Annotated in this window: 14 protein-coding genes and 1 pseudogene; 5 read left to right on the top strand and 10 right to left on the bottom strand. The window is 62.7% G+C overall.

Annotation, left to right across the window (positions count from 1 at the left end):
- The first annotated feature begins 58 nt into the window (after window positions 1–58).
- Together H5P29_RS30585 and H5P29_RS30580 are read left to right on the top strand one after the other, a co-directional pair.
- Window positions 59–721: a 5-formyltetrahydrofolate cyclo-ligase gene (locus tag H5P29_RS30585; protein WP_246670721.1), complete on the top strand. Its 663-nt coding sequence runs from the start codon at window positions 59–61 to the stop codon at window positions 719–721.
- Between the two features lie 146 nt (window positions 722–867).
- Entirely contained in the window at window positions 868–1,275 is a 408-nt protein-coding gene (locus H5P29_RS30580) for a group II truncated hemoglobin (protein ID WP_185910440.1), read from the top strand.
- A gap of 44 nt (window positions 1,276–1,319) precedes the next feature.
- On the opposite strand, the gene ftsZ is transcribed toward H5P29_RS30580, so the two are convergent.
- Entirely contained in the window at window positions 1,320–2,348 is a 1,029-nt protein-coding gene (gene ftsZ / locus H5P29_RS30575; RefSeq protein ID WP_154384322.1) for a cell division protein FtsZ, read from the bottom strand.
- A 592-nt stretch (window positions 2,349–2,940) separates the two neighbouring features.
- On the opposite strand from ftsZ, the gene hutH reads away from it, so the two are divergent.
- Together hutH and H5P29_RS30565 are read left to right on the top strand one after the other, a co-directional pair.
- Window positions 2,941–4,425 (top strand): histidine ammonia-lyase, encoded by a 1,485-nt coding sequence (gene hutH, locus H5P29_RS30570; RefSeq protein WP_154384323.1) that lies wholly within the window; start codon window positions 2,941–2,943, stop codon window positions 4,423–4,425.
- Window positions 4,426–4,789: 364 nt separating this feature from the next.
- A complete protein-coding gene (locus tag H5P29_RS30565; RefSeq protein ID WP_154384324.1) occupies window positions 4,790–6,178 on the top strand; it encodes a PLP-dependent aminotransferase family protein in 1,389 nt (462 codons plus the stop codon).
- 2 nt (window positions 6,179–6,180) lie between these two features.
- On the opposite strand, the gene H5P29_RS30560 is transcribed toward H5P29_RS30565, so the two are convergent.
- From H5P29_RS30560 to H5P29_RS30545, 4 genes are read right to left on the bottom strand one after another with little or no spacing between them, the layout of a single operon-like run.
- A complete protein-coding gene (locus H5P29_RS30560; protein WP_154384325.1) occupies window positions 6,181–7,095 on the bottom strand; it encodes a hypothetical protein in 915 nt (304 codons plus the stop codon).
- Window positions 7,096–7,111: 16 nt separating this feature from the next.
- Window positions 7,112–7,255, bottom strand: coding sequence for a DUF2474 domain-containing protein (locus H5P29_RS30555; RefSeq protein WP_083948827.1), 144 nt, complete (start codon window positions 7,253–7,255; stop codon window positions 7,112–7,114).
- Entirely contained in the window at window positions 7,255–8,262 is a 1,008-nt protein-coding gene (gene cydB, locus H5P29_RS30550; RefSeq protein WP_154384326.1) for a cytochrome d ubiquinol oxidase subunit II, read from the bottom strand. The genes H5P29_RS30555 and cydB overlap by 1 nt, the downstream gene beginning before the upstream one ends.
- 4 nt (window positions 8,263–8,266) lie before the next feature.
- Window positions 8,267–9,697, bottom strand: coding sequence for a cytochrome ubiquinol oxidase subunit I (locus H5P29_RS30545; protein ID WP_154384327.1), 1,431 nt, complete (start codon window positions 9,695–9,697; stop codon window positions 8,267–8,269).
- Window positions 9,698–10,058: 361 nt separating this feature from the next.
- On the opposite strand from H5P29_RS30545, the gene H5P29_RS30540 reads away from it, so the two are divergent.
- Complete coding sequence (locus H5P29_RS30540) at window positions 10,059–10,505, top strand: DUF983 domain-containing protein (RefSeq protein ID WP_067968489.1); 447 nt, start codon at window positions 10,059–10,061, stop codon at window positions 10,503–10,505.
- A 122-nt stretch (window positions 10,506–10,627) separates the two neighbouring features.
- Here H5P29_RS30540 and H5P29_RS30535 read toward each other — a convergent pair whose 3' ends face one another.
- The 5 genes and pseudogenes from H5P29_RS30535 to H5P29_RS30515 form a co-directional block, all read right to left on the bottom strand.
- The gene (locus H5P29_RS30535; RefSeq protein WP_067967820.1) at window positions 10,628–10,864 is read right to left on the bottom strand and encodes a DUF1344 domain-containing protein; all 237 of its coding nucleotides are present in this window, start codon (window positions 10,862–10,864) and stop codon (window positions 10,628–10,630) included.
- Between the two features lie 438 nt (window positions 10,865–11,302).
- Complete coding sequence (locus H5P29_RS30530) at window positions 11,303–12,166, bottom strand: alpha/beta fold hydrolase (protein WP_154384328.1); 864 nt, start codon at window positions 12,164–12,166, stop codon at window positions 11,303–11,305.
- A gap of 31 nt (window positions 12,167–12,197) precedes the next feature.
- Window positions 12,198–12,386: pseudogene (locus tag H5P29_RS30525) on the bottom strand (DUF1127 domain-containing protein); the annotation flags it as partial.
- A 113-nt stretch (window positions 12,387–12,499) separates the two neighbouring features.
- On the bottom strand, window positions 12,500–12,865 hold the full coding sequence (locus H5P29_RS30520; RefSeq protein WP_154384330.1) for a hypothetical protein: 366 nt from the start codon (window positions 12,863–12,865) through the stop codon (window positions 12,500–12,502).
- A gap of 307 nt (window positions 12,866–13,172) precedes the next feature.
- A complete protein-coding gene (locus H5P29_RS30515; RefSeq protein ID WP_185910439.1) occupies window positions 13,173–13,802 on the bottom strand; it encodes a hypothetical protein in 630 nt (209 codons plus the stop codon).
- Between the last annotated feature and the right edge of the window lie 3 nt (window positions 13,803–13,805).

Here is a 13,805-nt window from a genome sequence, read left to right as displayed (position 1 = left end):
GGAGCGCAGCTTTTCCGTGTCGAGATCGATCTCGCCGCCAAGACGGGACACGAAGATGATGTCTGACCAAAAAGGCGCTCCTCCCGAAACGCGCGAATACGCTTCGCCTCCTTGCTTCATGCATGAACTGGAACCGGGCTTCCGGACTGATACGGCTCCCATGGACGCGTGGCCTGATGTCGCGCGATGGCGCAAGGCGGAGCGGGCGCGCCTGATCGACGAGCGACTGCTTGCCGATCCCGAGGAACGCAAGGCTCGCTCCGATCGCATCGCTGCCGAACTCGACCTGGCAATCGGCAAGGTCAGCGGCCACACCGTCAGTGTCTATTGGCCATTCCGCGGCGAGCCGGATCTGCGCAACTGGGCCGTCCGGGTGATCGGGCGCGGCGGCAGGATCGCCTTGCCTGTCGTCATCAAGAAGGCTTGGCCGCTGGAGTTCCGTGCCTGGTCGCCGGGCGATCCGCTCGAACGCGGTGTCTGGAACATCCTCGTTCCCGCCGATGGTCCGGCGATCCTGCCCGATGTCGTCATCGCGCCGGTCGTGGGGTTCGACGGGGCAAACTACCGGCTGGGCTATGGCGGCGGCTTTTTCGATCGCACCCTTGCCGCGATGCCCAAGCGACCGCTCGTCGTCGGCGTCGGCTACGCAGGCAGCCGGATCGCCACGATCTATCCGCAGCCGCACGACATTCCGATGGACATCATCGTCACCGACGAATGAGTGATGGGACGAATGAGCGATGGCTAATAAGTCGCAGTATGCCACCCTTGTCGTCAGGGGCTCTGCTGCTAGGCTTTGACAATGCGATGCCGGATGTCCGGACAGTCAGTGCGACACGGATCGCAACTGGGAGGAGGTCGCCTGTCGTGAATGAAACTGTACAGCCAAAGGGGCGTTCGCTCTATCTCGAGCTGGGAGGCGAAGAGGCCGTACGCCGGCTGGTCGAAATCTTCTACGACATCGTCGAGCAGGACGAGGCTGCAGCCGAGCTGCATCTGTTGCATCTCAGGGGGCATGGCGTCGCGCATTCGCGTGAGGAACAGTTCAACTATCTCTCAGGCTTTTTCGGCGGTCCGAGCTATTACGTTCAGAAGCACGGGCATTCGCGGCTGAAGGAAATCCACGAGCACGTGGCGATTGGCCCGGAACTGCGCGATCTCTGGCTGACATGCATGCGCCAGGCGGTGGCGAAAGCCGGCTTGTCCGAGCACCTGCAGGCATTGGTGATGCGCCACTTCACCTTTGCCGCCGAGATGACAAGAAACAGGGACTGAGCCGGCCGGCCTCCCAGCCGCGGCAGCGGCTGGGTAGCTCAACCTCAGTGGTAGGGCTGCATCGAACCCGGCTCGCCGCGCATGTTGACGACCGGCTCGCCTTGCGACGTCGGCACGGCCAGGCCGGTGGCCACGACCGAGACCTTGAATTGGCCTTGCAGCGAATTGTCGAAGATCGCGCCAACGATGATGTCGGCTTCATCACCTACCTCCTCGCGGATGCGGGTGGCGGCTTCGTCGACCTCGAACAGCGTCATGTCCATGCCGCCCGAGATCGAGATCAGCACGCCCCTGGCGCCCTTGATCGAGTTTTCGTCAATGAGCGGGTTGGCGATCGACGCTTCGGCCGCCTTGCTGGCGCGGTTTTCGCCGCTGCCGACGCCCGTACCCATCATGGCGCGGCCCATGTCGCGCATCACCGTCTTCACGTCGGCGAAGTCGAGATTGATCAGGCCTTCCTTGACGATCAGGTTGGTGATGCAGCTGACGCCGGAGTAGAGCACCTTGTCGGCGATGCCGAACGCATCCTCGAAGGTGGTCTTGGCGTTGGCGATGCGGAACAGGTTCTGGTTCGGAATGACGATGACCGTGTCGGCGGCCTGGCGCAAAAGCTCGATGCCCTGTTCGGCCATCTGCATGCGCCGCTTGCCTTCGAAGGTGAACGGCTTGGTGACGATGGCAACGGTGAGGATGCCTGCCGCGCGTGCTGCCCGTGCGATCACAGGTGCGGCGCCCGTTCCGGTGCCGCCGCCCATGCCGGCGGTCACGAAGCACATATGCGTGCCGGAGAGCTGATCCATGATTTCATGGATCGATTCCTCGGCTGCCGCCTGACCGACCTCCGGCATGGAGCCGGCACCGAGACCCTCTGTCACCATCGAGCCGAGCTGAACCAGCTTCGAGGCCTTCGACATGGTCAGCGCCTGAGCATCGGTGTTTGCGACGATGAACTCTGTGCCCTCGAGACCTTCGGCAATCATGTTGTTGACGGCGTTGCCGCCACCGCCGCCGACACCGATAACGGTCAGCTTCGGCCTCATTTCCGAGATCTCAGGTTTCTTGGAAGTGTTCATGGTTCCGTTTCCTGCGCAGCGCCCCTGCCCGAATCGGACCGGCTCAGGGAATCAGATTGATCGGGAGGCTGCAAGGAATAGCCTGTCGATTGCGGTTTTTAACCGGCAGATCTGGGCTTTTGCACCTGTAAGTGAGGGAGGCAAGCACTCGATCCGCTGTCCGGCCGCTGCTGGTGCAGCCGGACAGCTTGGGTGTCGTGGTCAGAATGCCTTGAGCCGAGCTGTAGCGCCGGAGTTGGTATGCCCACCGGCTTCCGGGTTGGAGTGGAGGACAGCTATCTTCCGCCCAGCCTGTCTGGCAGCTCTTGGTGCAGCATTTTCGACCGGTCCAGGTCGCTTTCGTAGCCTGGTTGTCGGAACCGCTCATTTATCAAAAACGCTAGCGTGGGCAGGCGTCACAATGGCTGCTCATGCGACTGCAGGAATGACCTTCGCTCCAGCGCGCGAACCTCAAGTTGGCGGAGGCGCGTCTGCAGCCTGTTGGCCCCGACAGAGGAATACTGGTGCGAGCCGATGCGTTGTCGCGGCTCGTCTCAAATCCGATGCCAGCCATCTGCCATCTGTCACCAATGAGCCATCTCGCGAGCATGCCATGGTAATATCAATCGATACCCCTCCAAATTGGCGCGATATCGCGCGGGTTGCCTCAGGTGAGATGCTGGCTCTTGCCCCAGCCGCCTGGGAACGCGTTGCACATGCCAATCGTATCGTGACGCGTATCGTTGAGAACGGCGTGCGTGCTTACGGTGTGAACACTGGGGTCGGCGCGCTTTCGAACACGGTAGTCGAACCAGCTTTGCAGGAAAAACTGTCGCGCAACATAATCCTCAGCCATGCCTGCGGGGTGGGCGAACCAGTGCCTGAGCACAGCGTCCGGGCCATTATCGCATCTCAGGTGGCCAACTTTGCACATGGTCACTCTGGCGTGCGCCCTGAGATCGTTCTGCATTTGCTGCGCTTCCTGGAATGTGACTGCATCCCGGAAGTTCCGTCACGAGGGTCAGCCGGATATCTCACGCACAATGCTCACATTGCGCTGGTCTTGATCGGTGAGGGCAGGGCGCAAGTTGCCGGGCGCCGAATGAATGGCCGTGATGCGCTGGCTGCAATTGGAGTTGAGCCATTGGTGCTTGGCGCCAAAGAAGGATTGAGCCTGGTAAACGGCACCGCCTGCGCAACTGGGCTCCTGTGTGTAGCGCTGGCGCGCGTCGAGCGGCTATTGCGCTGGGCTGATGCTGCGGCGGCGCTGACGCTTGAAGCCGCGGGTGGTCAGATGGAGGCATTTGACGAGCGGGTGCTCGCCATGCGGCCGTCACCCGGCATCCAGGCGGTGGGCGTTACGCTGCGTGCTTTGCTCGAAGGCAGCGGCCTGATAAGCGCGGCACGCGGGCGCCGGACGCAGGACGCACTCAGCCTTCGTGCCGTGCCTCATGTGCACGGTGCAGCGCTTGAAGTGACGGAGCGTTCGGCGCAACTTGTCGATCGCGAGCTCGCCTCAGTCACCGACAATCCGGCGGTATCGGGTACGCTGGAAAACCCGCTGGTCTTTTCGGAGGCTCATGCCGTTGCGCCGGCGCTGGGTCAGGCGGCCGACAGCCTGACGATCGCGCTGGCTCAGGTGGCGGGGATGAGCGAACGGCGGATTGATCGTCTGGTCAACCCTCTCGTCAACAATCTGCCAGCATTTCTCGCCAGCGAAGGCGGCTGCAATTCCGGCTTCATGATCGCGCAGTACACTGCCGCCTCGTTGAGCAATGTAAACCGCCGCCTCGCAGCCCCAGCTGCAACCGACGGCGGCGTTACCTCAGGGTTGCAGGAAGATTTCCTCGCCCATCCGACCGTTGCCGCCAACAAGCTGCTGGCGGTCATCGACAACGCCGAATATATCCTGGCAATTGAATTGATGGCGGCAGCCCAAGCGCATGACTTCCTGGCTGGCGACGAAACGCGCGCGCCTGGAACGGATGCGATCTATCGCTCGGTTCGTGAACGTGTCGCGCATTATGCCGACGATCGCCCACTGTCGTGGGACATTGAAACGGTTCGATCTTTCATACGAGAGACGGATATACCTTAGCGAAGCCACGACTGAGGGACGACCACGCTTGGTCGCGGTCGATTCCTAATCCAATCGACGAGCCAACCCTTGGAGTGATCGCAAGGCCGGCCAACAACTTGCCTGGTTAGCGTCTCGACAAGTCGCGCAGACGGCCTGTCTTCTCGCGGCCGCCCACATGAGTGGGCAGGCCGGAGCCAGCCTAAACAATTGGTTTCAGAATGATCCCATGCGAATTCGGCGTCGTCCACCGGGGCGCGATTGAGCCACAGGGATCTGCGGATCGAACAGTTGGGGGGTCAGTCAACCAGACCCACGCATTGATGGTGGCCTTGGGCATACATTATGCCTATATATGGACAACGATGATGGAACCTGTTGCACCATGACAGTCAACGTCTGGTCGCCCGCGATCTCGAAGGCCGACGGGCCGCTGTATCTGGCGATTGCCGACGCCTTGTCGGTCGACATCGCGTCTGGCCGCTTGCCCGGCGGCTTTCGGCTGCCGCCGCAGCGGACACTTGCCGACCAGCTTGGCATCGATTTCACCACGGTGAGCCGTGCCTATGCCGAGGCGCGCAAGCGCGGGCTGGTCGAAGGTCGGGTCGGGCAGGGCACCTATGTCAGGATGCGTCGTCCGTCCAACTCGCCGTCGACGGTGACCGGTATCGTCGACATGAGCATGAACCTGCCGCCGCGGTTCGACGATCCGGAGCTCGCAGCAAAGATGTGGGACGGCATCGCCGAACTGCAGGCCGGCGACGGGCTCGGCCTATTGATGCGCTACCAGGAAGCCGGCGGCACGCTGCGCGACCGCGCCGCGGGCGCCATGTGGCTGGCGCCGCGTCTGGGCGATATCGGCCCTGGTCGGTTGATGGTCTGTCCGGGCGCGCAAGGGGCGTTGCTGGCGCTGCTGGGGGCGTTGGCAGCACCGGGCGAAACCATCTGCGCCGAGGCGCTGACCTATCCCGGCCTGCTTGCCGTTGCCGAGCATCTGCGCATCGGCGTCACCGGCGTGGCGATGGATGAGGAAGGGCTGATTCCCGAAGCGTTCGAAGATGTGTGCCGCAAGCGCGCGCCGAAGCTGCTTTGCTGCACGCCGACGCTGCACAATCCGACAACTACGACGCTGTCGCAGGTACGGCGCGAGCAGATCGTGGCGATCGCGCGCCAGCACAATGTGCTGATCGTTGAGGACGACGCTTATGGCGCCTTGCCGGTCAATCCGGTGGCCACTTTCGCGGCCCTCGCACCCGAAATCACTTATCACATTGCCGGCCTGGCCAAGTGCCTGGCGCCGGCGCTGCGCGTGGCTTATGTGGTGGTGCCGCAGGAGCGCACGGCAGCCCATCTAGCCGGCGCCATCCGCGCCACCGCCGGCATGGCCTCGCCTCTGACGGCCTCGCTTGCCACGCGCTGGATCGAGACTGGGGTTGCACAATCCGTGCTGGCGGCAATTCGAAGCGAAACCAGGCAGCGGCAAGCGATCGCGTCGCAACTGCTGCCGTCCAGCCTTGTGCAGGCAAATGCCGAAGGCTTCCATGTCTGGCTGAAGCTTCCATCTGGCTGGAGCCGGAGCGACTTTGCCGCGCGCCTGCGCTCGGCCGGCATCGGCGTCGTCACCAGCGATGCGTTCTCGGTTTCGGGGCCTGCACCCGAGGCAGTGCGCCTTGGTTTGGGTGCGGCGCCCAATCAGGCGTCGCTTGCCGCAAGCCTTGGGACAGTCGCTGACCTGCTCGTGCAGCAGTCGGCGGTGTCGTCGATGGTCGTGTAGCCCTAGGGGATGGCGCTCGGCAGTGGGCCGGCGAAACGCTCGATCCGGTTCATGCCAAGGATTTGATGCAGCGGGGCCTCGTCACTCACCCGGCGAAACATGCCGGGCGACATCCAGCGCGCAAAGCCGTCGACATTGGGCGCGCCGCGACCTGAACGAACATCGTCGATCCATAAGGTGCGTGTTTCGAGCGAGATACGGGTCAGGCCGGTCGAATTCGGCACGCCGGCATGGGCATGAGCGCTGGAAAACGCGATGATCTGACCCGGTGCGATGACCACCGGCGTAGCGTCTGCGACCTCAAGCTCCTCGATCAGATGAGGTATCGCCGCGTCGGCGTCGACAGCGTTGCGACCACCAGCCTTCGACCGCTCCAGCAGCGCGGCAAGGTCGAAGTCGGCGCTGGTGTTCGCGACCGGACGATCCCAGAGCGAGGGGTAGATCGCGAAGGTGCGCCCTTCATCGATGTCGTAGACCGGCGCCCACCAATTGGTCTGGGCATAGAGGTTGGAACCCCAGGTGTCGCGGTGGAAGGCAATGGTGGCGGTGGTGCGGGCACGCGGCACGACGCTCCCCGGATCCTGGTGCGGCTGGAACCTGAGATAGAGGGTATCTCGTGCGAGCCCTTCCGCCTCCAGGCCGCAGGCCTCGAAGACATCGCGCCACAGCCGCCTGACCTCCGGCGACCGGGCGAAATCGCGCTGGCGCTGGGCGAAGCTCTCCGTCTGCTCGTGATGCGACAGGTGGCGATGTATTTCCTCCGGTGCGAAGGGCGCGAACGCATCCTCCAGGAAGGTTTGGGTGAAGCTGACGAGGTCGGCCATCGGCACAAGTTCGCCGAAGCGAAGAATGTCGCCGGCATAGATCCGGTCATGAAGCAGGCGCGGGCCGGGCGCCTCGGAGACGTCGTTGTACATCAGATCGTTCCGCAATTCACACGGTAAGGCCGGCGATATTCATCAGCAGGCGGAAGAGGTAGGCCACGGCACCGAGCCCCAGAACGCTGACTGTCCAGATGAGGATCAGCCAGCCGATCCGCTTCGGCCACGATACCGGTGCCTGCGAGGGGGCGGCCATCAGTGATAGCCCTCGCCGGCTTTCACCTTGCCGCGGAACACGTAATAAGACCATGCGGTGTAGCCGAGGATGAAGGGGATGATGAACAGGGCGCCGACCAGTGCAAAGCCCATGCTCTGCGGCGGCGAGGCGGCCTCGCGGATGGTGATGTCAGGTGGGATGATGTTCGGCCACAGGCTGATGCCGAGGCCGCTATAGCCAAGGAACAGCACGAACAGCGCAAGGATGAACGGTCCGGCATGTGGTGCGCCCTGCAGGCTGCGCAGAATTAGCCAGGTGGCGACAAGGACCAGGATCGGCACCGGCGAGAAGAAGACGATGTTCGGGAAGCTGAACCAGCGTTCGGCAATGTCGGGATGGGCGAACGGCGTCCACAGGCTGACGATGCCGACGACGGCCAGCAAGGCAAGCGTTATGGGGCGCGCCAGTGCGACCATGCGGTCATACAGCACGCCTTCAGTCTTGATGATCAGCCATGTGCTGCCCAACAGTGCATAAGCGACAATCAGCCCGAAGCCGGTGAACAGGCTGAAAGGCGTGACCCAGTCGAGCGCGCCGCCGACATAGGTGTTGTTTTCGACCTTGAAGCCGTCGAGGAAGGCACCGAGCGACACGCCCTGGAAGAAGGTGGCGACATAGGAGCCGCCGGCAAAGGCCTTGTCCCAGAATGCCCTGTGATGCTGGTCGGCCTTGAAGCGGAACTCGAAGGCGACCCCGCGCCAGATCAGCCCGAGCAGCATCAGCACCAGCGGCAGATAGAGCGCGCTGAGGATGACGGCATAGGCAAGCGGGAAGGCAGCCATCAGGGCGGCCCCCCCGAGCACCAGCCAGGTCTCGTTGCCGTCCCAGACCGGGGCGACCGTGTTGACCATGGTGTCGCGCTGCTCGCGGTCGCGAACGAAGGGGAACAGGATGCCGATGCCGAGATCGAACCCGTCCATGATGACATACATCATCAGGCCAAAGGCGATGATGACGGCCCAGACAACTGGAAGATCGATGCCCATCGGTTCAGCCTTTCCTGTCGGCGTGAGTCTGCGCGAACATGTCGATCTGTTCGTGGGCGGCAGATAGCGGCCGCGCCGGCCGGCCGCTCATATCGTCGTCGCCCGGATCATGCTCGTCGACTTCGGGGCCCTTGCCGACCAGCTTGAGCATGTAGCTCGTGCCGATGCCGAAGACGATGAAGTAGACCACGACGAAGACAATGAGGGTGGTGCTCATCGCCAGCACCGAATGGTTCGACACGGCGTCCTTGGTGCGCATCACGCCATAGACGATCCAGGGCTGGCGGCCGATCTCGGTGGTGTACCAGCCGGCAAGGATGGCGATCACACCGGCCGGGCCCATCAAGGTGGCGAAGCGCAGGAACAGCCTCTTTTCATAGAGTTGCTGGCGCCAGCGCAGCCATAGCCCCCAGGCACCGAGCAGCAACATCAGCATGCCGAGACCGACCATGATCCGGAAGCTCCAGAATACGACGGTCGAGTTCGGGCGGTCCTCCTTGGCGTATTCCTTGAGGCCAGGGAACTGGCCGTCCCAGCTGTGGGTCAGGATCAGGCTGCCGAGATTCGGAACCTTGATCGCGTAGAGCGTCTCTTCTTTCTCCATGTCGGGCCAGCCGAACAGGGTCAGCGGCACGGCTTCGCCGGGTTTGTTCTCCCAATGGCCTTCGAGTGCCGCGATCTTGGCGGGCTGGTGTTTCAGCGTGTTGAGGCCGTGCAGGTCGCCGATCAGAATCTGCACCGGCGCCGAAACCAGCACCATCCACATCGCCATCGACATCATGGTGCGGGTGTGGCGGTTGTCGTTGCCGCGCAGCAGATGCCAGGCGCCCGACGCACCAACAAAAAGGGCGGTCGCCAGGTAGGCGGCGACGGTCATGTGCGCCAGGCGGTAGGGGAATGACGGGTTGAAGATGATCTCGAACCAGTTCACCGGGATGACGACGCCGTTGACGATTTCGAAGCCTTGCGGGGTCTGCATCCAACTGTTGGAGGCGAGAATCCACGTTGCCGAAATCAGCGTCCCGACCGCAACCATGATGGTGGAGAAGAAATGCAAACCAGGGCCGACCCGGTTCCAGCCGAACAGCATGACGCCCAGGAAGCCGGCCTCGAGGAAGAAGGCGGTGAGCACTTCGTAGGCGAGCAGCGGCCCGGTCACCGAGCCGGCGAAGGCGGAGAAGTAACTCCAGTTGGTGCCGAACTGGTAGGCCATGACGAGGCCGGAGACGACGCCCATGGCGAAGTTGACGGCGAAGATCTTCGACCAGAAATGGTAGAGATCGCGGTAGACGGTATCGCGCTTCCACAACCACAAGCCTTCCAGCACCGCGAGGTAACTTGCGAGACCGATGGTGATGGCGGGGAAGATGATGTGGAAGGAGATGGTAAAGCCGAACTGTATGCGGGCCAGTTCGAGTGCGGTTAGGCCGAACATCAAGGACCTCTCTTGCATGTACAATCGGCTTGAGCGCGATTGCTGGTCGAAGCGTAATACTCGTCGATTGTCGTCAGGTATTGCTCACACCTTGCAATAGACCCCCATCTTGATCTGCGCAGCGCGGAAAGTCGACGCACCCCGGGGGACATTTTGCCCCATGGGGCGGACCCGCGCAGGCGTCTTACGGCGCGCTCATTCTCCATACAATCGATCCATACATTCATCAATTGTCAGGAATGTATGTGAATTATATGTATATTGCACCTTGTCGGCAAGGCTGAAGCGCCTTATGTGTCGGGGCGTAGGGGCGCGCTGTGGCGTTGCCCGCATGTTTGCGACCCGCAAGAAGGAGACGTGCATGTCTCGGTCCAGATATACGGCAGAGGGGTTTACCCCCACCGACAACCCGATGAAGACGGGTATCAAGGGGCTCTGCCCGCGCTGCCAGATGGGGCACCTGTTCCAGGGCTTCCTGAAGCTTGCGCCGCGTTGCGAGGTTTGCGGGCTCGACTATTCCTTCGCCGATCCGGCCGATGGCCCCGCCTTCTTCGCCATGACCATTGCCGCGGTGCCGGCGCTCGCCTTCGGCGCATGGTTCCAGACGGCATTCGGCCTGCCGCTATGGGTGCATCTGTTCATCACCTTGCCGCTGACCGTGCTGAGCTGCATGGCACTGTTGCGGCCGCTCAAGGGCTGGCTGGTGTGTTCGCAGTTCTTCCACAAAGCCGAGGAAGGCTCGATCGATTTCGATTGGCACGCCAAGGCCAAGGGCCAGCAGCAGAATGGCCAGACGCCGGCCGCCTAATCAGGCGGAGTATTCGGCGCAGCCCTGCCGCTGTGGCGACCAACAGCAAAAAAGCCATGGGCAGGGGCGGCCCATGGCTTTGCGGCAACATCAAGCTGCCTTTGGCGGTGGGGAGGTGTCGTTCAGCGCAGGACGCTGGTGACCTTGTCTCCTTCATCGTTGAGCCCGATCGAAACCTTCTCGCCGATCTGGATATTAGGAAGGCCGACGTCGCGCGGCACGGTGAAGCTGTGGCCGTTGTCGAGGGTAATGACGCGAGATGCCGGGCTGAACTTCATGACCACGCCGTTGTTCGACGACGCGAGCGCTGCGCCCGACATCAAGGCGAGGGATGCGGCAGCCAGGATGATCTTCTTCATTTGGTAGTTCCTTTCTTGGGAGGTGACGCCAACATCGGCGACGTCCCATTTCTAGCGGCGCCCCGTTTCGAGCTGTTTTCAGAGCATGGCGATAAGTGTTTCGTTTGTTTCAGTCCTTAGTGGAAAGCGAAACATGGCGCTGCTTGCCGGCTGGAAAGGGCAGGCGTGTTCTGCTTGAACAGCGATCGTGTGGGGACGACGACGGCCTGTGACCAGACACCGGCGCGCGACGATCGGGCTTGGCGAGGGCTGATGGGGGCAGGCGACTGTCGGAATGACGGCAGCCAGGGCGCGAGGGGCAGTCTCGCTCTGTCGAGCCAACGGCAACGCGATCGAAAGGGGAGGGCGAAAGCGGCGAGGTTTGACCTTGCTTCGTGGCGCTGGATGCGCTCCCGCAGTTCGGAAACGCAAACGCACCGACCGGCAAGCGCCGGCCGGTCAGATCGAACGGGAGGGTGCCGTCGTTGAAAGCCGCGACTTGCGGGCCGTGCGCACTCCGTCGGCGGCGCGCAGATGCGCTGCGATCATCGGATTGACGATGTGGGGGGCGGTCAGCAGCGCCATATGTCCGGCATCGGGAACGATGGCAAGCCTGGCGCCTGGAATAGCCTCGGCGACCATTTCGGTGACGCGCAAACTCAAGACAGGGCTGTCCAGCGCCATCACCGCAAGCGTCGGGCAACCGAGCGCGCGACAGCGGTTCGCCGGCCAGGTTGCGGCAAGTGCGGTTGCGAGATCACGGCCCGCTTGCTCGGCATGGCGCACGAGTTCTTGCCGGAGGCTTTCGCTGGTCCGGCGCCAGGCCCCTGCGCCATGCCAGAAGTCGATATAGGCGCGCATGCCGGCTGACGGGCCGGAGGCACGTGCTGTTGTCGCCAGTTTCTCGGCCATGCCGGCAAGCTCGGCGAACAAGGCCAGATCCGACGGAGCCCCGGCGCGCAGCAGATGGAACAATGCGGGCTCGATCAGCGTCAGGCTTTTGACCAGTTGCGGCCGTATCAGCGCGATCTCCAGCGCCACTGCCGCACCATGCCCATGTCCGACAAGGTGCATCGGCTCCGCCATCACGCCAATGACGACGCCGGCAACATCGGGGATGTTACCGGCCGTCCGATTGCTGCCGTAACGAGACAGATCAGGCGCGATCAGCCGGTGGCGGCCGCGCAGGTATCCCGCGGTGCCTTGCCACAGCCTGCCTGTATTCGCCGAGCCGTGCAGCGCGAGTACGGTGTTGCTGAGCATAGGCTGGCAGATTGGGCCCGGGTCGGACTGCCAGCTAGCGCTATTCCACATCGTGTTCATGGCCGCGCTTCCGGTCACCGGATGGATCGCTGACAAGCGACTGGATTTCAGAGCGAGCCACGCCGATATCCTTGAGCAGGTAGTCGTCAAGTTCCCCAAGGCTCCACACCGCGCGGCGATGGGCGCGATGCCGCCAGAATGCCCGATGGGCGGCCGCGATCCGCGAAGCCAGCGACGAAACGAGGCCGGCGGCGGGTGATCGGATGGTCAGGGTAGTCATGTTCTGGAACTCCTTTGAGCTGTGCCAAGTCGGCGATACGGATCTAGACCTCTCCTGTTTCGGGCATGTTCCCGGCATCGGGAGAAGTGTTTCGTTTGTTTCAGTGGCGATGTTTAGTCGATCTGCGGGTTGCCGCAGGGCGCATGACGGCTGCCCGGGCGAGCAGGGACGTCAGCCGCCATCGAAGCTGCTGACGAAAGCCCGATCGAGCCGCGTCCGTTGTCGCCCGTTGCTGACAGTGGCAGGCCGCTGAACAGGCGGCGCGACGTGAGCCGCCCTGGTGTCGCGCCCAGCGATACGCGTGAATAGACGTCGGTTCGCTGCTTCTTCACGATCCGCGGGGACGTTGCGTTAGCAGGGTCGTGCAGTGACGACATCATCCCGGCGGGTGGGAATTGAAAGCTGGAAGCGATGTCGAAAGCATGCGCCATGCCGAAGGTCGGCAGAACAGCGCAAAAGGCTAGAATGGTCGATCGCATCTCATGTCTCCTTGGGGACGTTCGCGTTCTCGACCTTGCCGGGCGCCTCGCCTGCGGATGGGCCGCCTATCAACATCCCGTGGGTTTTTGATAGACTGGATGCTTCCGCATGCCGGAGCCGACCCAACGAAGTCGACATGGCGGAAGTTAGCTCAGGCCTGTTTCGACGCTTTTTCTGATCTGAGGGAAAAGGTTTCGTTTGTTCGCGCGATTGCGCGAAAATGGCTCTCAGGCCGAAATAATTGAAACAAAGTGAGTGAGTTTCGACCTCATACCGAAACAGAGTGCTTGTAATCATCCGCCGCCCTCACGCCGCCGTGATGTGGCCGCGCTCAGGATTGAGGAGACGATCATGCGAGCTGGCGATCCGGCGGTGAATGTTCGGACGGGCTACGCGCTTTTCGACAGCGACGACATGCTTGTCGACGCCAATGCCGAGATTTTCGGCGGCATTGTCCAGCCGCGCGGTGAGCAGCCGCCGATGGATGTCCTCGCAGCGGTCGCCCGGGTGCTTCGTCAGTTTGCCAGCTTCGACGGTCTTGTTGTGGAACAGACCGATGACTTCGTTCGGCGCGCCGCGTTGCGCTGGCGGCAGCCGAACGTGCCGCCGATCGAGGCGCAAACCGTCGACGGCGGCTGGAAACTGCTGACGAGCCACCCCCGCCTTGGCACCGGCATCGCGCTGATCAGCACCGACATCACCGAAATGAAGCTGGCCCAGATCGCACATCTCAACAGCGCCGAGATCTTCCGTTGTATCACCGACAGCCATCCGCTGCCGGTCTGGGTCGTCGACGAAGAAAGCAAACAGATCCTTTATGAGAGCCTCGACGGGTCGCACCTGCTTGGCCGCAAATGGCAGCCGCAACAGCAACAGCGCCTCACCGACCATTTTGTGAACCCGGACGAATTCGATCGGGCCTGTCGCCATGTCCACGGC

This window comes from Aminobacter sp. MDW-2 (assembly GCF_014250155.1).
Lineage (GTDB): Bacteria > Pseudomonadota > Alphaproteobacteria > Rhizobiales > Rhizobiaceae > Aminobacter > Aminobacter ciceronei.
Note: the sequence above shows the minus strand (reverse complement) of the source record. Positions and strands in the feature narration are given on the sequence as shown.